We start from the raw sequence: 17,596 nt of genomic DNA on the forward strand, positions 1-17,596 counted from the left end.
CAGGTCACCCGACGACGAGTCGCAACCGGTTCTCCCCGACGCGGACCGTGACCTCCTGGCCCCAGGTCGCGACGAGCCGGTCCGACTCGACGCCGTCGCCGAAGACCACGAGCTGGTCCGACTCGACCGTGAGCCGGAGCTCGCCGCCCGCGTCGAGCAGCCCCTCGGTCAGGTCCGCGCCCGTCGCGGGCGACGGCCACGCCTCGCGCACGAACCACGCGAGCAGCGGGTCGGTGGGGCCGGGGAGGCGTCGCCCGCCGCGCTCGTGCGCGATCGACGCGCACCAGCCCGTCGCCCCGGCACCGGTCGCGACGATCACGCCCGACGACGACTGCCGCTCGACCCGGACGGACCCGCGCTCCCTGCCGCGACCCCCTCGCTCCCCGCCGGCGCCACGGCTCCCGCCCGGCCCGTCCGCGGTGATCCGGTACCGCGCCGACTGGTGCGACGGGTGCCCCACGAAGACCTCGTTGAGCGCGGACAGGTGCTGCCCGTCGTCGAGGTGCGCCACGACCGTCGTGAGGTCCTCGGTCCGCCAGCCGAGGCCGCCGAGGGGCGCGGCGCCGTCGGGCCGGGGGCTGGAAGGGCCGGGACCGGCCGGAGCGCTCGCGGTCCTTCCCGCGCGGGCCAGGAGACGCACGGCCGTGGTGACGTCGAGCCGGACGAGCGCGCCCGCGTTCGTCCCCGGCTCGGGGTCGACGCCCAGCACCGGCTGGTCCGTGAGGTACTTGGCGACGTTCGCGACGAGCCCGTCCTGCCCGACCACGACCACGACGTCCTCGGGGGCCACGAGGAACCGGCCGAGGTCGGCGCGCTCGACGTCGGCCCGCCGCCAGCCCTCGGGGATCGCGGCGACGACCCGGGCCCGGGCCTCGGCCACGGCGTCGTGCCGCTCCTGGACCGCGGCGAGCGTGCGGCCGCGCGTGCGGAGGAAGAACTCGGCCTGACCGCGGGTCGCGTGCCGGTCGAGGAGCTCGTCGAGCTCGGTCCGCCGGTGCACGACGACCACGCGTCGCTGGAGGGGCACGTCAGGCTCCCCGGCCGGCGGTGGCGCCGCCGCTGGCGGGGCCGCCCGCGGCTCCCGTGAACGCGGCGAGCGCCCCGCTGAGCAGGTCCGGCGTGATGGTCAGGCTGCCGATCTTGGGCAGCGCCCCGGCGAGGTCGCGCATCGCCACGGCCAGGATGGTCGACTGGTCCATGCCCTCGTAGACGTCCATGACGGTCCGGAACTTGGCGTTGTTCGCCTCGCCGAGCCGGCGGATCTCCTCGGCCTGCGCGGCCGACGTCAGGTCGCGACGCTCGGCCGCTGCGCGGGCCTCGACGAGCGCCGCGGCGGCGGTCTCCTCGGCCTCGCGCCGGAGGTTGGCGCCCTCCTGCGCGACGAGCCGCTCCCGGCGGGTCGCGAGCTCGATCTGGCTCGCGAGCTCGTTCTCCGAGATGGTGCGCTCGCGCTCGACGGCCAGCGCCCGTCGCTCGTACGTCGACCGGTCGGCCTCGGCCTGGACGTGCTCGCGCAGCGGGGTCTGGAGGGCGCGCTCGACGTCGCCGTCGGGGCGGACCGCGAGCACGTGGACCCCGAGGACCTCGATGCCGGTCGAGGCCAGCCGGGCGTCCGAGCCCAGTGCCTCCACGAGTTGGGCACGGACCTGGCTCACGCCCTGCTCGAGCGCGGTCGTCAGGGGGACGGCCGCGAGGTGGTCGATCGCGTGGCTCTGCGCGAGCTGGCCGATGATCGTCGCGACCTGGTCGCGCCCCGTGGTGGTCGCGGCGCCGGTGTCGGGGTCGATCCCGAAGTCGAGCCGCTGCGAGACCACGGCCGGGTCCGCGAACCGGTACGTCACGTTGACCTGGACCGTGACGTCCTGGTGGTCGCGCGTCGTGGCGTGGAAGAGGACGGGCAGCTCCTGGTCGTCTACCGGTACCTCGCTGAGGACCGAGGTACCGGGGCGGAACCAGAAGGCCTGGCCGATCCCGCGGTGCGCGACCCGTCCTGCCTTGAGGTGGATCACGGCGCCCGTAGGGCTGCCGAGGAAGTGCCGCAGCCAGGGGTAGCGCTTGATGGTGGCCATGGGAGGCTCCGTCCGTCGTCGGTGTTTATGTCACTTTGACGATAAGCCTCGACCGTCTTTAGTGTCAACCTGACGATAAGGAGATAGGATGGGGGCATGAGCGAGCACCCGGAGACCCCGCCGTCAGCCGCCCGGATCCCCGTCACGGTCGACGTCGTCGCGCTCACGGTCCGTGACGGCACGCTCCAGGTCCTGCTCGTGACGCGGCTCCTCGACCCCTTCCAGGACCGCCTCGCCCTGCCGGGCGGGTTCGTCCTGCCCGACGAGTCCCTGCCGCAGGCCGCCGCCCGCGAGCTCGCCGAGGAGACGGGCGTCGCGGTCCCCGGCCACCTCGAACAGCTCCGCACCTACGGGCCGCTCGGCCGCGACCCGCGCGGCCCCGTGCTGACCGTCGCGCACCTCCTGCTCGCACCCACGTACGGCCTGCCGACCGCAGGCAGCGACGCCGCGCAGGTCGGCTGGTACCCGGTCGAGGAGGCGCTCGCGGACCCGGACGGGCTCGCGTTCGACCACCACCGGATCCTGCGCGACGGCGTCGAGCGTTCCCGCGCGAAGCTCGAGTACTCGACGCTCGCGACGGCCTTCTGCGGCCCCGAGTTCACGATCGCCCAGCTCCGCGCCGTCTACGAGGCCGTGTGGGGCACCCGGCTCGACCCCCGCAACTTCCACCGCAAGGCCGTCGGCACCCCAGGGTTCCTCGTCGAGACGGGGGAGTCGACGTCGGGCGGGACCGGGCGGCCCGCCGCGCTCTACCGGCTCGCGCCCGAGGCGGAGCGCTCCGCCGGGGCGCGCGACGCCGTCGGGCAGGACGAGGCGCCCGCGTCCGTGCCCGCCGTGCTCAACCCGCCCCTCATGCGACCCGCGGGCTGAGCCCGCCATGCCTGGGGTGCTCGCCGGATGCGCCGCGGCGCACCGTCGCTAGCGTGAGAGACGTCAGCACGAACCGCTGCTGGACCGCACGGCACGAGGAGCCCGACGATGAGCGACACGACCGGCACGACCCCGAGCACGACCACCCCCCGCACGACTGCCACGACCCCGCGCGGCCTGACGACCGTGAGCTTCTGGTCCGACGACGTCCCCGCGGCGGTCGCCTGGTACACCGAGGTGTTCGGCGTCGACCCGTACTACGTCATGCCGCCCGCGCCGGCCCCGGCCGCCTACGTCGAGTTCCGGGTGGGCGACTACCAGCACGAGCTCGGCATCATCGACCGCTCGTACGCGCCCGCAGGCGCCGCGACGGTGCCCGGCGGGGCGGTCGTCTACTGGCACGTCGACGACGTCCGCGCCACGTACGCGCGACTGCTCGCGCTCGGCGGGACCGAGTACCAGCCGGTCACGCCGCAGGGAGACGGCGGGTTCGTGACCGCGGCCGTCGTGGACCCGTTCGGGAACGTGCTCGGCGTCATGGAGAACCCGCACTACCTCGCGGTGCTGGACGGGCGCGAGGGGTGAGCGGGCGGCCACCCGCGCCGCACCGTGGAGCGTCCGGATAGCGAGCCGTTTCCGCCCGCCAGACGGCGCCCACAGGGCACTTTCGAAGGGCCTTCGAACGTCAGATGAACACCAGGTGAACAGTCGCCGAAGACTCGCCGACTTGGTTCAGACCCCTGTCATCCAGCGTCCACCATGGAGTACGTGACCGAGACGATCCTGCTCGCGCTCGTGGTGGTGACGGCCCTGGCCTTCGACTTCACGAACGGCTTCCACGACACCGGCAACGCGATGGCCACGTCCATCGCCACACGTGCCCTCAAGCCCAAGACCGCCGTCGCGCTGTCTGCAGTCCTCAACCTGGTCGGGGCGTTCCTGTCCCTGGCCGTGGCGGCGACCATCGCCAAGGGGATCGTGGACGCGAACGTCATCACCCTCGAGGTGGTGCTCGCCGGTCTGGTGGGTGGCATCACCTGGAACTTGCTGACCTGGTTGCTGGGTATCCCGTCGAGCTCGTCGCACGCCCTCATCGGCGGCGTCGTCGGCTCGGTCCTGGCTGCGGTCGGGACGAGCGGGGTCCTGTGGACCGGTGTCCTGTCCAAGGTGATGATCCCCGCCCTGCTCGCCCCCGTGATCGCGATCGGGGTCGCCGCGCTCGGCACCTTCCTGGTCGCGCGCATCACCAAGGACCTGCCGCAGGACACGACGAGCCGCGGGTTCCGCTGGGGCCAGATCGGCTCCGCCTCGCTCGTCTCGCTCGCGCACGGCACCAACGACGCGCAGAAGTCGATGGGCATCATCCTGCTCGCGCTCATCGCGGGCGGTGCCGTCCCGTCCGACTCGGGGGTCCCGTTCTGGGTCGTCCTGTCGTGCGCGTTCTTCATGGCGCTGGGTACCTACCTGGGCGGCTGGCGCGTCATCCGCACGCTCGGCAAGGGCCTCGTCGAGATCGACTCGCGCCAGGGCATGGCCGCCGAGACCTCGTCGGCCGCGGTCATCCTCCTCTCGAGCCACTTCGGCTTCTCGCTGTCGACGACGCACGTCGCGACCGGTTCGATCCTCGGCTCGGGCGTCGGCATGCCGGGCGCGAAGGTCCGCTGGGGCGTCGCGGGCAAGATGCTCGCCGCGTGGGGCCTGACGCTGCCGGCCGCCGGCGTCGTCGGCGCGCTGTGCTTCTGGCTGCAGGACGTCATCGGTGGCGTCGGCGGGACCGTCGCGGTCTTCACGATCCTCATCGGCGTCTCGACCGCGATCTGGGTCGCGTCGCGCCGCAAGCCGGTCGACGCGTCGAACGTCAACGACGAGTGGGACGGCGAGGGCGAGACCGCTGTGGTCGACGCCGCCGAGTCCTTCACGGCCGTCGCCGTCGAGGTCACGGCCGAGGCCGAGGCCACGATCGCCGCGACCACGGCAGCGAACACCGCTGCTCCGACCGCCACCGCCCCGACCGCCACCGCCCGTGAGGGAGTCCACGCATGAGCGAGTTCATCCACTTCGACGCCCTGCTCCAGGTCGTGGTCGCCGGCGCGATCGTCGGCGCGGGCCTGCCCGCGCTGTTCGCGCTGGGCGTCCGCCTGCTCGCCCCGTCGCAGGGTGCGGCGCTCGCGGTGGAGGGTGCGCCGTCGGGTACGGACTCCGGCCCGACGACGGCGCGCCCCACGGGCCTTCGTCTCACCGGCGCGGTGGTGTGCTTCGGCACGGTGCTGGCCGCGTGCGCGGTGGGCATCTGGTTCCTCGCGTCCGGCGGTCACTGACCCCCCCCGCACGACCCCCGACAGGAGGCCGCCCCGTCGTTCGACGACGGGGCGGCCTTCGTCGTCCTCGCGGGAGGCGCCGCCCGCACGACGTGATGAGGCGAACACCACATCCGGGCGGTAGTGGTCGAATTACCACGGTCGCCCCACCTTGTCCCGCATGTCGAGGGGTTGATGTGCGACCGTGTCGCACGATGTGATCGGGAGCACGGGAATCTCCCGTCATACCGCCGTCGGGGTCTGGTCTTCTGGGTAGTTGGACAACTGTTCAGGTCACCAGAAGGAGCGTCATGAGCACCCCCCACCGGGCTCGTCGAGCGGGTACACCGTTCGGTCGGGCCGTCGCCGCCGCCACCGCCGCGGTCCTCGCCCTGACGGGAGCGGTCGCGCTGGGCGCGGGACCGCTCGCGGCGCCTGCGTCGGCGGCACCCAAGGCGCAGCTCCCGCAGTGCCCGGCGCCGGGGGAGATGCCCGGGATCGGGAACCTCCCGGCCTTCACCGACTCGAACATCGCGGTCTACGCAGGTGGCGACTACTCCGCGACGGGCACGGCGGCCGAGTCCGAGGGGCTCCTGGTCGTCATGGGCGACGCGACGTTCGACAAGGCCGCGGGCGGCATCTACAACGTCGGTTCGGCGGGCGTGGGCTCGCAGATCACGCCTCCGGGAGGCACGACGATGCTGGCCGTCGGGGGCGACCTGACGGTCGGTCCCCGGACCACCATGGACGTGGGTGCGAACGTCGTCGGTGGCGGCAACGTCGACGTCGGCGGCTCGATCACGAACACGGTCCCCCTCGCGCTCAACGGCGGCGTCGCGACCCCGAACATGGGCGCTGCGGCGGTCGCGTCGCACGCCGGCTTCCAGGACGTCATCACCGAGGAGTCGAGACTGCTCGCCCAGCCGGTCGGCACGCCCGGGACGATCGAGTCCTGGGGCGAGCTGCGCTTCACGGGTGACCCGGCTGCCTCGATGCACACCTTCACGGTCGACGGGGCGGCTCTGTCGAGCCTCGGGAAGAAGATGTCCGTCTTCTTCGACGACGTCGGCAGCACAGCACCGATCGTCGTCAACGTGACCGGCTCGACGGTCGACTTCGACGCGCAGTCGTTCTTCTTCGGCACGACGCAGGTCAACTCCCTCTCGTCCCCCGAGATCGGTAACGCCGCGTCGCGCATCCTCTGGAACTTCGTGGACGCGACCTCCGTCGAGCTCGGCGAGAACGACCAGTTCTTGGGGTCGGTCCTCGCGCCCCACGCCGACACGACGCTCAAGACGAGCACGAACGGACGCGTGTACGTGGGCAAGACGCTCTCCGTGGTCGGCACCGGCGGTGGCATCGAGCAGCACAACTACCCGTGGATCGGCCCCGGCCCGTTCGCCTGCCTCTCGGCCGAGCCGGGCGGGTTCACGGTCGCCAAGAGCGTGGTCGGTGACGGCGCGGACCTCGTGCCGGCCGGTACCGAGTTCACCGTCGCCTACTCGTACACCGCGAACGGGACGCCCGTCGCCGGCACCCTCACGGTGAAGGCCGACGGCACGGTCGTGGACGGCCCGGCGGATCTCCCTGCCGGGACCGTCGTCACGCTCTCCGAGCCCGACCTGCCCGTCGTCCCCGGCGTCGAGTGGGGCACGCCGTCGTTCGCCCCGTCGGACACCGTCACGATCGGTGCGTCCGGGACAGCCGCCGTGCGGCTCACCAACACCGCGTCGGCGCAGCTCGGCGGGTTCTCGGTCGCCAAGGCGCTGACCGGGCTCGCCGCGAGCCAGGTCCCCGCGAGCACGGAGTTCACCGTCGCCTACACCGTGACGGTCGACGGCACCTCGACCCAGGGGACCGTGACGGTCCTCGCCGACGGCACCGTGGTCGACGGTCCCCAGGACCTGCCGGTCGGCGCGGTCGTGACGTTCGCCGAGATCGACCTACCGACCGTGCCCGGCGTCGTGTGGGGCGCGCCGTCGTTCGACCCCGTCTCGATCACGGTCGCCGACGGCGAGAGCCCCCGGGTCACGCTGACGAACACGGCCGACGCCGCGGTGATCCCCGTCGGCGGGTTCTCGGTCCAGAAGGTCGTCGAGAACGCTCCCGCGGGCATGGTGCCCGCGGACACCGCGTTCACGGTCGCCTACTCCTACGAGCTCGACGGCGTCCCGACGTCGGGCACCCTGACGGTGCGCGCCGACGGCACCGCCGTCGACGGCCCGCAGAACCTCCCGGCCGGCACGGTCGTCACGTTCGGCGAGGTGAGCCTGCCCGACGTCGACGGCGCCGTGTGGGGAGCACCGGTCTTCAGCCCGGCGAGCCTCGTGGTCGGCGCGAACGAGAACGCCAAGGTCACGCTGACCAACACCGCCGAGGAAGCACGGGCGGGCGGGTTCTCGATGGCCAAGTCCGTCACGGGCGAGGCCGCGGACAAGGTGCCCGCGGGCACCGAGTTCACCGTTCGCTACGCCTACGACCTGGACGGGGTGCCCACCACGGGCACGATGACCGTGAAGGCCGACGGGACCGTCGTCGACGGCCCGCAAAACCTCCGCGAGGGCACGGTCGTGACGTTCGAGGAGATCGCGCTCCCCGCGGTCGACGACGTCGTGTGGGGCACCCCGGTGTTCAGCCCGGAGAGCCTCGTGGTCGGCGCGAACGAGAAGGCCGAGGTCACGCTGACCAACACGGCGCTCGACGCCCCGGCGGGCGGCTTCTCGCTCGCCAAGGCCGTCACGGGTCTCGCAGCGGACAAGGTGCCCGGTGCGACCGAGTTCACCGTCCGTTACACCTACGACCTGGGCGGCGTGACGACGACGGGCACCCTCGCGGTGACCGCGGACGGGACCGTCGTCGACGGCCCGCAGAACCTTCCGGTCGGCACGGTCGTGACGTTCACCGAGCTCGCCCCGCCGTCGCTCGACGGCGTGGTCTGGGGCACGCCGGTCTTCAGCCCCGCCTCGGTCACGGTCGCCGACGGCGAGAACACCCTGGTGACGGTGACGAACACCGCGAACGCGGTCGTCGTCCCGCTCGGCGGCTTCTCGATGGCCAAGGAGCTCACGGGCGAGGCCGCAGGCCGCGTCCCGGCCGACACCGAGTTCACCGCGACCTACGAGTACACGATCGACGGCGCCACGCTCGGGGGGACCCTGACGCTGCTCGCCGACGGGACCGTCGTCGACGGCCCGCAGAACCTCGTCGCGGGCACCGTCGTGACGTTCACCGAGCTCACGCCCGCCCACGTGGTCGGCGTCGAGTGGGGCACGCCGGTCTTCAGCCCGGCGAGCGTCACGATCGGCAGCGGCGAGAACACCGCCGTCACGCTCACGAACACGGCGAACCTCGCCGTGGGGACGTTCTCGATCACGAAGGTCGTCACGGGTGCGGCCGCCGACCTCGTCCCGGACGGGACCGAGTTCACCGTGCAGTACTCCTACGAGCAGGACGGCCAGACGCAGACCGGCACCCTCGCGGGCCTGACCGACGGCACGTCCGTGCCCTTCCCGCGCGACCTCGTCGAAGGCACGGTCGTCACGTTCGAGGAGATCGCGCTGCCGGACGTCGACGGCGTGGTGTGGGGGACCCCGGTCTTCAGCCCCGACGTCGTCACGATCGGTGCGGACGACACCGTCGAGGTCACCCTGACCAACACGGCGAACGCCGAGCCCGCGGGCGGGTTCTCGATGAGCAAGACCGTCGCGGGCGAGACGGCCGGCCAGGTCCCGGGCGGCACCGAGTTCTCGGTCCGCTACTCCTACGACCTGGGTGGCTCACCGACGTCGGGCACGCTCGTGGTGCGCGCTGACGGGACCGTCGTGGACGGCCCGCAGAACCTGCCGGTCGGGACGGTCGTGACGTTCACCGAGGCCGACCTGCCGGCGATCGACGGCGTGGTGTGGGGGGCCCCTGCGTTCAGCCCGGCGAGCGTCACGGTCGCCGACGGCGAGAACACGGTGGTCACGCTCACCAACACGGCGAACGCCGAGCCCGCTGGCGGGTTCTCGCTCACGAAGGTCGTCGAGGGCTCCGGAGCCTCGGTCGTCCCGGCGGGCACCGAGTTCACGGTCCGCTACGCCTACGAGCTGGACGGCGCTCCGGTCAGCGGCACGTCGACCGTGGCCGCTGACGGGACCGTCGTGGACGGCCCGCAGAACCTGCCGGTCGGGACGGTCGTGACGTTCACCGAGACCGACCTCCCCACGGTCGCGGGCGTGGTCTGGGGGACGCCGGTCTTCAGCCCGGCCCAGGTCACGGTCACGGACGGCCAGAACGCGGCGGTCACGCTGACCAACACGGCCGACGTCGTGGCCGCCCAGGTCGGCGGTTTCACGATCGCCAAGAAGGTCACGGGGCCGAGCGCGGCGAAGGTCGCCGCGGACACGCAGTTCACGGTCGCGATCTCCGGGACCGTCAACGGACAGCACACCGAGGGCACCCTGACGGTCCGCGCCGACGGCACCGTCGTCGAGGGCCCGGCGAACCTCCCCGCAGGGACGGTCGTCGACCTCGCGGAGGTCGACCTGCCGAAGGTCGAGGGCGTGCGCTGGGGGACGCCGGTCTTCACGGTCGACGGCGAGAAGGTCACGTCGGTCACTATCGGCGCGGGCCAGACCGTCGCGGTGACCCTGACCAACACCGCGGACGCCGCGGGCGGCGGTCTCGCGGCCACGGGAGCCCGGGTCGCGGGCATCGCCGCCGTCGCGCTGCTGCTGGTCGGCGGCGGTGGCGCGCTCCTCGTGGGTGCGCGACGCCGTCGGGCATGAGGTCCTGACCGGACCACCGCCCGAGCGTGCCGCGGAGCGGGCGTGACCTACCCGGTCACGCCCGCTCCGGCGTGCACGCCCCGAGCGCCGCGCGGACCGCCGCGGCGAACGCGTCGACGTCCTCCGCCGACGTGTCCCACGAGCACATCCAGCGCACCTCGACGCGCTCGTCGCCCGTGACGGGGTCGGGGGCGGCGGCCGCCCAGTCGTAGAACGCGAAGTCCGCGCGCAGGGCGTCGGCCACGGCGCGCGGCAGCACCGCGAACACCGCGTTCGCCTGGGTGGGCTGCGTGAACTCCAGGCCCGACGGCGTAGCCTCCGTCCCGCCGTCGGGCGCCTCTCGCTCGCTCGCCACGGGCGAGAGCGCGACCCGCAGGCGCGCGGCCATCGCGTTGGCGTGCGCCGCGTTGGTGCGCCACAGGTCGTCCTCGAGCAGCGCCGTGAGCTGCACCGAGACGAAGCGCATCTTGGACGCGAGCTGCATGGTCATCTTGCGGACGAAGTCGACGCCCTGGGCCGCGCCGGGGTCGAGGACCACGACGGCCTCGCCGAACAGCAGGCCGTTCTTGGTGCCGCCGAACGACACGACGTCCACGCCCACGTCGGTCGTGGTCGCACGCAACGACACCCCGAGCGCGGCCGCCGCGTTCGCGAGACGGGCCCCGTCGAGGTGGACCCGCAGGCCCGCGGCGTGCGCGCGGTCGCTGATCGCACGGATCTCGTCGGGCGAGTAGACCGTGCCCAGCTCGGTCGCCTGCGTGATCGAGACGACGAGCGGCTGCGCGCGGTGCTGGTCGCCCAGGTCGCCCACGAACCGGTCGACCGCGCCCGGCGTCAGCTTGCCGTCCGGGGCAGGGACCGTGAGGAGCTTGATCCCGCCGACTCGCTCGGGGGCGCCGTTCTCGTCCTGGTGGACGTGCGCGTGCTCCGACGTCACGACCGCGCCCCAGCGCGGCAGCATCGACGTGAGCGCGACGACGTTCGCGCCCGTCCCGTTGAAGACCGGGTAGGCCGTGGCCGCCTCGCCGAAGTGATGCCTGACCGACTCCTGGAGACGCTCGGTCCATGGGTCCGCGCCGTACGAGCCGGCGTGGCCCACGTTCGCCGCGGTCAAGGCCGCGAGGACCGCAGGGTGGGCAGGGGCGTAGTTGTCGGACGCGAACGAACGCGGGGTCGATGACACCCGGCCAGGGTAGACCCGGTCGTCGCCCGCCGAGGATGACGTGCCCTCCTGCCGAGGGTGACGCGTCTGCGCGGCCGGGCCCGCGCGACAAGGGCCCCCACGAGGCGCACCCTGGAAGAGCGGGGGCGGTCGCCCCTGCACGACGCAGGGGGACGCGGCGGGCGAGCAGCCCGTCCGCCCGGGCATCGCGGCCCGGGGCACGACCGACCACCCGCTCCCACGCCCCCGCCGGCACACGAGGGGGAACACCATGAGCACCGCACCGCACCCCGACCCGCAGCTGGGGGGACCGTTCGTCCGGCAGGACGTCTGGAAGCTCTACCGGCAGGGACCCGACGGCCAAGCCGTCATCACCGCCTACGCGAAGGCCGTCGGGGTCCTCAAGGCCGGCCCGTCCACGGGAGCCCGGTCCTGGCTGCACCAGACCCAGGTCCACGGCATGAACCCGGACCCCCACGACGGGCTGCGCAACCAGTGCCAGCACGGCTCCTGGTACTTCCTGCCCTGGCACCGGCTCTACCTGGGCTACTTCGAGGCGATCTGCCGCGACATCATCCGCAACCGGAACGACATCCCCCAGAAGGTCAAGGACACGTGGGCCCTGCCCTACTGGGACTACGACACGGCCACGACCAACACGCTGCCACCGCCCTTCCGGGACCCCATCGGGCCCGACGGCCTCGCCAACCCGCTCTACGAGGTGCAGCGCAAGAACGGCGTGAACGCCGGGACGGCTTCCCTCGACCCCACCGAGACCACCGCGAAGGGCTGGTTCTACCAGCCGCTCTTCACGTCGAAGATCCCGAACACGGTCACCTTCGGCGGTCCCACGACCGGGTTCAGCCACCTCGGCGGCACGATCGGCGCCCTCGAGGGCACCCCGCACGGCACCGTCCACAACTTCGTGGGCGGCAAGATGGGGAACTTCAACACCGCGGCCTCCGACGCCGTCTTCTGGCTGCACCACTCCAACATCGACCGGCTGTGGGAAGTGTGGCGGTCCCACGCCGGGCAGGGGCGCGACCCCGCGAAGAGCGTCTTCACCCAGAAGTTCGCGTTCCTCGACCCGTCCGGAGCCCGGAGGGAACCCGAGAGCTGGGAGGTGCTCGACACGAGCGCCTTCGGGTACGTGTACGCGGACATCGGCGTCCCACCGTCGGCCCGCACGCTGAAGCGAGAGAGGAGGGGGCCCGTGGCCGGCATCGGAGACGCGGGGGCCGAGGACGACGCCCGCCGCGAGGAGGAGGTACGTCGCCTCGAGCAGGTCCCGCCCGAGGCCGTCGCGGTCAACCGTGAGCCGGTACGCCTCGCGTCCCGGACGGCGAGCGTCGACATCGTGGTCGGGCCGGGCGCGGCCCGGGACCTGACTGACCGGGCGGCGTCACCGACCGAGCCGGAACGGCTGCTGCTCGTGCTCGAGCACATCACGCTCGAGGGCGACAACCAGCCGCCCACCTATGCCGTGTACGTCGGTGACACCGCGGACGACGACGCGCTCGTCGGGAACCTGCCGCTCTTCGGGGTCCGCGAGTCGCAGGAGTCCGACGCCGAGCACGGGCTGTCGTACGTCTTCGACATCACCGACGTCGCGGCCAGCCTCGGCGAGAGAGGAGCCTGGGACCCTGGCCACCTGCACCTGACGTTCCACCCCGTCGTCCACGACGAGCAGGAGGCGCTGGCGGCGCCCGAGGTCGTCGTCCGGACCGTCCGCCTCATGGTCCAGTGACCGTCGCGGCCGGGCGTCGCCCGCGCCCGGCCGCCGCGCGCGGGCCGGGGGTCCGGGCGGTGGGCGTCGAGGCGCGACGGTTCCTCGACCGTCATCCCGAGTGGCCGGTCCTGCTGGCGGCGGCCGCCGCGTGGGCGGCGCTCCTCGGCGCACGGTCGCCGACACCGGGCTCTGGCGCCCGCGGCCCGGTACCGGTGTCGGCGCACCACGCGTCCCCGGGGGTCCAGGGAGGGGGGTGGTCCACCGCGTGGCTCGACCCGGCGCCTCTCGCGACGGGCTGGGCCGACGGCGTGCACGGGTTCGTGCCCGGAGTGGCAGCGGGCTGGGGGCACTGGGCGCTCATGGTCGTCGCAATGATGCTGCCCGGGCTGGTCCCGTCCGTGCGGCACGCGGCGTTCGCCTCGCCACGCAGACGACGGCACGGGACCACGGCACTGTTCGTCGCCGCCTATCTTGCGCTGTGGATCGTGGTAGGACTCGGGGTGACGCTCGTCGTCGACCTGCTGCGCCCCGGGGTCATGGCCGCCGCCGCGGTACTCGTCGCGGCCTCGGCGTGGGAGCTGACCCCCGTCGTCCGGCGAGCCTTGGCCCGGTGCCATCGCTCGGTGCCGCTGGGCGTCGAGGGCCGGACGGCGGACGTCGCGGCCCTGCGGTTCGGCTGGTTCCACGCCCGTGCGTGCGCGGCCACGTGTGCACCGTTCATGGTGGCGGCGACCTTCGCGGGACACCCGCTCTGGCTCGCGCTCGGGATCGCGACCGTGACGTGCCTGCAGAAGCTCGGCGCCGACGCCGAACGCTGGGTGCACCCCGTGGCCGTCCTCGGGGTGCTGTCGGCCGTGGTCCTGGTCGGGACCAGCTGAGGGGGGCGGTGCGTCACCCTCGGCGGGCAGGGGCCTCACCGTCGAGGTAGTACCAGCGTCCGCCCTCCCGGACGAACGAGCTGATCTCGTGCAACGATCCACGCTCCCGCGTCTCGTCGGACCGGTAGTGGGCGACGAATTCCACGACGCCCGTCCGGTCGAGCGGGCCGCCCGCGCTCGTCGCGACGACGTCCAGACGGCGCCACGTCACGTCGTCGTCGAGGTCCAGGTCCGCGGGGCGCGTCGAGGGGTGCCAGGTGGCGAGCAGGTAGTCGGCGTCGCCGACCGCGAACGCCGCGTAGCGCGAACGCATCAAGGCCTCGGCCGTCGGAGCCGTCACCGAGTCGGCGCCGCCCGCGACGAGCCCGCGGTGGTACCGCCCGCAGCACGCCCCGTATGTCTCTCCGGACAGGCAGGGGCAGCGGGCGTCGTCGGGCAGGGGCGAGGTCGCGGTCACCCGACCATCCTTCCGTAGGGTGTGAGCCGTGCGCTTCCTCCGCTGGACCTTCGCCGTCTACCTCGCCGCCGTGCTCGTGGTGACGTGCTGGCCGTCCCCGCAGTCGACCGCCGCACCCGGGTGGGCGCTCGCGGTCCTGGACGCGTTCCGGTCGGTGGGCCTGCCGATGTCGTACGAGTTCCTGGAGGCCGCCTCGAACGTGGTGATGTTCCTGCCGTTCGGCGTGCTGGGGCTGCTCGTGCTGTCCGGGGCGCGTCCCGGGGTGCCGCTCGGGAGGGCGGTCGGGGCCGTGGCCGTGGCGGGGTTCGCCTTGTCGATCGCGATCGAGCTGTCGCAGCTCCTGATCCCGGGCAGGTACTCGACCGTGCAGGACGTCGTGATGAACACCACGGGGGCGGTCGTGGGTGCGGTCGCCGTGGCGGGAATTCTGGGCGCCCGTCGCCCGTTGACCCCAAGTTAGTGTCGCGACGACACTAAAAATTCTCGCATCGTCACACGGAGGTCCCCCATGTCCACCCCCCACGTCACCGGCGCACCGCTCGACGGCGCCCCGTCCTTCCAGGGCAAGGTCGCCCTCGTCACTGCCTCCGGGGCAGGCATCGGCGAGGCGGTCGCGAAGCGGCTGGCCTCCCTGGGGGCGGCCGTCGTCGTCTCCGACGTCAACGACGAGGCCGGTGCGCGGGTCGTCGCCGACATCGAGGCCACGGGCGGCCGTGCGGCCTACCGACGAGCGAACGTCGCCGACCCTGCGGACGTGAGCGCCCTCGTCGCGTTCGCCGTCGAGACCTTCGGCGGGCTGCACCTCGCGGTCAACAACGCAGGCGTGGGAACCCGGCCCTTCCGCCTCGACGAGATGCCCGAGGACGGCTGGGACCGCACGCTCGACGTCACGCTGCGCGGGACGTTCCTGTCGATGAAGGCCGAGATCGCCCACATGCTCGGCAACGGGGGCGGCAGCATCGTCAACATCGCCTCGATCGCGGGCCTCAAGGCGTCGCCCGGCCTGGCGCCGTACTCGGCCGCGAAGGCAGGCGTCGTGTCCCTCACGTACGGCACCGCGATCGAGTACGTGACCGACGGCATCCGCATCAACGCCGTCGCACCGGGCGCGATCGAGACTGCCGCGCTCGCGTCGCTGCCCGAGGAGGCCCGCGCCGGCTACGCAGCCGACGTCCCCATGAAGCGCCTCGGCCAGCCGTCCGAGATCGCGGACGCCGTCGCGTTCCTGCTGTCCGACCAGGCGAGCTTCATCACCGGTGTGGTCCTGCCGGTCGACGGCGGCACCCGGGTCGCGTGACCGACGCACCGCACCCCGGGGCGGGGCCGGGCGACGGCCCCGCCCCGGCGGGGGACCCGCGCGTGCCCGGGTACCGGTCCGACCTGCTCGACTCGCTGGTCCGCGTCATGGGCCTGTGGACGAGCGGCGACTTCCTCGCGGCCGTCGCTGCACGCGAGGGGATCGACCTGGACACCCCGGCGATCGTGGTGCTCACGGTCGTGTGGCGGCAGGGCCCACGACGACCCTCGGCCATCGCCGAGCACCTGTCCACGGGACCGTCGAACGTGAGCAAGATCCTGCGCCGCCTCGACGGCGCGGGGCTCACCGAGCGCCGCGAGGACCCCGACGACGCCCGGGCCTCGCGCGTCCACCTCACCGAGGCGGGGGCCCGCGTCGCCAGGACGTTCGTCGCCGCGGGGGACGCGCTCGTCGACGAGCTGCTCGACGGGTGGTCCGCGCACGACCGGTTGGCCTTCACCGAGCTCATGCGGCGCTTCGAAGGGGCGACCCAGGCCTTCCTCGAGCGGGGCTGACGGCTCCGCTGGTACCCGTCTAGGCCCACAGCAGGCGCCACCAGGTCTCGCCCGGCGCGTCCGCGCGGTGGATCCGGTGGATGCGGTGCGGCGCGTTGAGGGCGTCGTCGAGCCCCAGCTCGTCGACCACGTAGGCCCACAGGAGCTCGCACTCGCAGTCCGGGACGTGCTGCTCGGTCACGAGCAGGTCCGCCTCGAAGCGCAGGATCGCGCCTTCTGCGACCAGGCGCTCGTCGCAGCGTCCCGGTCCGACCACGAACCCGTGGAGCGTCACGTCGTCCGGGTGCTCGGCGGCTGCCCGGAGCAGGCGCCCCAGCGGCGGCGAACCGTTCGACCGGTGGACGAGCCGGGTGGGGGCGAGGCGTGCGAGGAGCGCCTCGGCCAGGGGCCCGTCGAGGTTCGCGAAGAACGTCGGTTCGAGCGGGTCGTCGTCGGGGTGCAGGACCGGTTCCAGCAGCTCGGGCACGGCGTCGTCGAGGAGCCAGCCGTGCGTGTGCGGCCCGTGGACGTGGTGGAAGCCGTCGGGGCCGTTGGCCTCGGCGGCCTGGCGTTCCCAGAGCGCCCGGAGGGTGGGCAGGCCCAGGGGAGATACCGGGTGCCGGTTCGTCGCGCGTCGTCGGGGGTGGGAAGGGCGGGTGCCGTGGCTCATGCCAGTAGGTTGCCGCGCCTGCGGGGACGCCCGTCGGGGCCGGCCTGGCCCCTGTGGACGAGGGCGCCGGAACGCGACCTGTGGACGACGCCGGATCGTGACGTCCGGCGGGCCCGAGCCCGACGCGAGAGGATGCGTTCATGACCACGATCCTCGTGACCGGCGGCACCGGCACGCTCGGCACCCCCACCGTGACGCTCCTGCGTGCCGCTGGGTACGACGTCCGCGTGCTCAGCAGGTCCACCCGGCCAGGCCCGGCCCTCGTGACCGGGGACCTCACCACGGGTGAGGGCCTGCGGGAGGCGTTCGACGGCGCGCAGACCGTCCTGCACCTCGCGACCCGTGGTCCCCGGGCCGACGTCGAGATGGGCCGCCACGTCGTGGCCGCGGCCCGCGACGCCGGGGTGGGGCACGTCGTGTTCCAGTCGATCGTGGGCGTCGACCAGATCCCGCTCGGCTACTACACGGCCAAGGTCGAGGTCGAGGACCTGCTGACCGCGTCCGGCCTGCCGCACACGATCCTGCGGGCCACGCAGTTCCACGAGTTCGTCGACAACCTCTTCGCGGCGCAGCGCTTCTCGCCCGTGCTGCTCACACCTGCGCTCGCCGTCCAGCCGATCGCGGTGCCCGACGTCGCCGCGCGCCTCGTGGAGATCGTCGCCGCGGGGCCCTCAGGTCGGGTCGCGGACGTCGGCGGGCCCGAGCGCGTCACGGGCCGTGAGGCCGCCCGCGCCTGGTTGCGGGCGACGGGCAGCCGCCGCGGGGTCGCTCGGGTACGGCTGCCGGGGCGGACCTTCGGCGCGTACGCGGCGGGCCACCACATGGTGCCGGGCGCCCCCTACGGGACGGGCACGTACGGCCAGCACCTGCTCGAACGGTACGGGCGCCCGCGCTAGCCGACCCC

16 protein-coding genes are annotated in these 17,596 nt (G+C 73.2%); 11 read left to right on the top strand and 5 right to left on the bottom strand.

All coding sequences use genetic code 11. From position 1 onward, the window contains the following. Positions 1–4 precede the first annotated feature (4 nt). On the bottom strand, positions 5–1,027 hold the full coding sequence (locus ACZDYF_RS09195) for a hypothetical protein (RefSeq protein WP_475055740.1): 1,023 nt from the start codon (positions 1,025–1,027) through the stop codon (positions 5–7). Position 1,028: 1 nt separating this feature from the next. Next, complete coding sequence (locus ACZDYF_RS09200) at positions 1,029–2,069, bottom strand: SPFH domain-containing protein (RefSeq protein WP_475055743.1); 1,041 nt, start codon at positions 2,067–2,069, stop codon at positions 1,029–1,031. 96 nt (positions 2,070–2,165) lie between these two features. Between ACZDYF_RS09200 and ACZDYF_RS09205 the strand changes: the two genes are divergently transcribed. The 5 genes from ACZDYF_RS09205 (at position 2,166) to ACZDYF_RS09225 (ending at position 10,005) form a co-directional block, all read left to right on the top strand. After that, positions 2,166–2,939, top strand: coding sequence for an NUDIX hydrolase (locus ACZDYF_RS09205; protein ID WP_475055745.1), 774 nt, complete (start codon positions 2,166–2,168; stop codon positions 2,937–2,939). Between the two features lie 108 nt (positions 2,940–3,047). Then, on the top strand, positions 3,048–3,524 hold the full coding sequence (locus ACZDYF_RS09210) for a VOC family protein (RefSeq protein ID WP_475055748.1): 477 nt from the start codon (positions 3,048–3,050) through the stop codon (positions 3,522–3,524). A gap of 174 nt (positions 3,525–3,698) precedes the next feature. Beyond that, positions 3,699–4,982: an inorganic phosphate transporter gene (locus tag ACZDYF_RS09215; protein WP_191789949.1), complete on the top strand. Its 1,284-nt coding sequence runs from the start codon at positions 3,699–3,701 to the stop codon at positions 4,980–4,982. After that, positions 4,979–5,257, top strand: a complete 279-nt coding sequence (locus ACZDYF_RS09220) for a hypothetical protein (protein ID WP_364074876.1) — start codon at positions 4,979–4,981, stop codon at positions 5,255–5,257. Before ACZDYF_RS09215 ends, ACZDYF_RS09220 begins: the two co-directional genes overlap by 4 nt. Before the next feature lie 290 nt (positions 5,258–5,547). Next, the gene (locus tag ACZDYF_RS09225; protein WP_475055754.1) at positions 5,548–10,005 is read left to right on the top strand and encodes a DUF5979 domain-containing protein; all 4,458 of its coding nucleotides are present in this window, start codon (positions 5,548–5,550) and stop codon (positions 10,003–10,005) included. Positions 10,006–10,060: 55 nt separating this feature from the next. Here the strand turns inward: ACZDYF_RS09225 and ACZDYF_RS09230 are convergent, their stop codons facing one another. After that, on the bottom strand, positions 10,061–11,188 hold the full coding sequence (locus ACZDYF_RS09230) for a threonine aldolase family protein (protein ID WP_475055758.1): 1,128 nt from the start codon (positions 11,186–11,188) through the stop codon (positions 10,061–10,063). Positions 11,189–11,438: 250 nt separating this feature from the next. Here ACZDYF_RS09230 and ACZDYF_RS09235 point away from each other — a divergent pair, with 250 nt between their 5' ends. Next, complete coding sequence (locus ACZDYF_RS09235; protein ID WP_475055762.1) at positions 11,439–12,914, top strand: tyrosinase family protein; 1,476 nt, start codon at positions 11,439–11,441, stop codon at positions 12,912–12,914. Then, positions 12,911–13,774 carry a copper chaperone gene (locus ACZDYF_RS09240; protein WP_475055765.1) on the top strand — a complete coding sequence of 288 codons (864 nt, stop codon included), beginning with the start codon at positions 12,911–12,913 and terminating at the stop codon, positions 13,772–13,774. Before ACZDYF_RS09235 ends, ACZDYF_RS09240 begins: the two co-directional genes overlap by 4 nt. 13 nt (positions 13,775–13,787) lie before the next feature. Here the strand turns inward: ACZDYF_RS09240 and ACZDYF_RS09245 are convergent, their stop codons facing one another. Beyond that, positions 13,788–14,231 carry a YchJ family protein gene (locus ACZDYF_RS09245; protein ID WP_364074860.1) on the bottom strand — a complete coding sequence of 148 codons (444 nt, stop codon included), beginning with the start codon at positions 14,229–14,231 and terminating at the stop codon, positions 13,788–13,790. A gap of 28 nt (positions 14,232–14,259) precedes the next feature. Here ACZDYF_RS09245 and ACZDYF_RS09250 point away from each other — a divergent pair, with 28 nt between their 5' ends. Genes ACZDYF_RS09250 through ACZDYF_RS09260 form a run of 3 tightly spaced genes read left to right on the top strand, consistent with a single transcriptional unit; the run spans position 14,260 to position 16,043 of the window. Next, positions 14,260–14,691: a VanZ family protein gene (locus tag ACZDYF_RS09250; protein ID WP_475055767.1), complete on the top strand. Its 432-nt coding sequence runs from the start codon at positions 14,260–14,262 to the stop codon at positions 14,689–14,691. A 48-nt stretch (positions 14,692–14,739) separates the two neighbouring features. Then, positions 14,740–15,528: an SDR family NAD(P)-dependent oxidoreductase gene (locus tag ACZDYF_RS09255; RefSeq protein ID WP_475055771.1), complete on the top strand. Its 789-nt coding sequence runs from the start codon at positions 14,740–14,742 to the stop codon at positions 15,526–15,528. Beyond that, the gene (locus ACZDYF_RS09260; RefSeq protein ID WP_475055776.1) at positions 15,525–16,043 is read left to right on the top strand and encodes a MarR family winged helix-turn-helix transcriptional regulator; all 519 of its coding nucleotides are present in this window, start codon (positions 15,525–15,527) and stop codon (positions 16,041–16,043) included. Before ACZDYF_RS09255 ends, ACZDYF_RS09260 begins: the two co-directional genes overlap by 4 nt. A 19-nt stretch (positions 16,044–16,062) precedes the next feature. On the opposite strand, the gene ACZDYF_RS09265 is transcribed toward ACZDYF_RS09260, so the two are convergent. Beyond that, complete coding sequence (locus ACZDYF_RS09265) at positions 16,063–16,692, bottom strand: hypothetical protein (protein WP_475055778.1); 630 nt, start codon at positions 16,690–16,692, stop codon at positions 16,063–16,065. A gap of 140 nt (positions 16,693–16,832) precedes the next feature. Between ACZDYF_RS09265 and ACZDYF_RS09270 the strand changes: the two genes are divergently transcribed. Beyond that, positions 16,833–17,588 carry an SDR family oxidoreductase gene (locus ACZDYF_RS09270; protein WP_475055781.1) on the top strand — a complete coding sequence of 252 codons (756 nt, stop codon included), beginning with the start codon at positions 16,833–16,835 and terminating at the stop codon, positions 17,586–17,588. Positions 17,589–17,596: the final 8 nt, after the last annotated feature.

The organism is Oerskovia sp. PE-21s, from assembly GCF_056158145.1.

Bases quoted from the DNA above. Each gene is read 5' to 3' on its own strand.
- ACZDYF_RS09255 (WP_475055771.1), top strand. From the start codon at position 14,740: ATGTCCACCCCCCACGTCACCGGCGCACCGCTCGACGGCGCCCCGTCC.
- ACZDYF_RS09265 (WP_475055778.1), bottom strand. From the start codon at position 16,692: ATGAGCCACGGCACCCGCCCTTCCCACCCCCGACGACGCGCGACGAAC.
- ACZDYF_RS09220 (WP_364074876.1), top strand. From the start codon at position 4,979: ATGAGCGAGTTCATCCACTTCGACGCCCTGCTCCAGGTCGTGGTCGCC.
- ACZDYF_RS09200 (WP_475055743.1), bottom strand. From the start codon at position 2,069: ATGGCCACCATCAAGCGCTACCCCTGGCTGCGGCACTTCCTCGGCAGC.
- ACZDYF_RS09225 (WP_475055754.1), top strand. From the start codon at position 5,548: ATGAGCACCCCCCACCGGGCTCGTCGAGCGGGTACACCGTTCGGTCGG.
- ACZDYF_RS09210 (WP_475055748.1), top strand. From the start codon at position 3,048: ATGAGCGACACGACCGGCACGACCCCGAGCACGACCACCCCCCGCACG.
- ACZDYF_RS09215 (WP_191789949.1), top strand. From the start codon at position 3,699: ATGGAGTACGTGACCGAGACGATCCTGCTCGCGCTCGTGGTGGTGACG.
- ACZDYF_RS09235 (WP_475055762.1), top strand. From the start codon at position 11,439: ATGAGCACCGCACCGCACCCCGACCCGCAGCTGGGGGGACCGTTCGTC.
- ACZDYF_RS09270 (WP_475055781.1), top strand. From the start codon at position 16,833: ATGACCACGATCCTCGTGACCGGCGGCACCGGCACGCTCGGCACCCCC.
- ACZDYF_RS09205 (WP_475055745.1), top strand. From the start codon at position 2,166: ATGAGCGAGCACCCGGAGACCCCGCCGTCAGCCGCCCGGATCCCCGTC.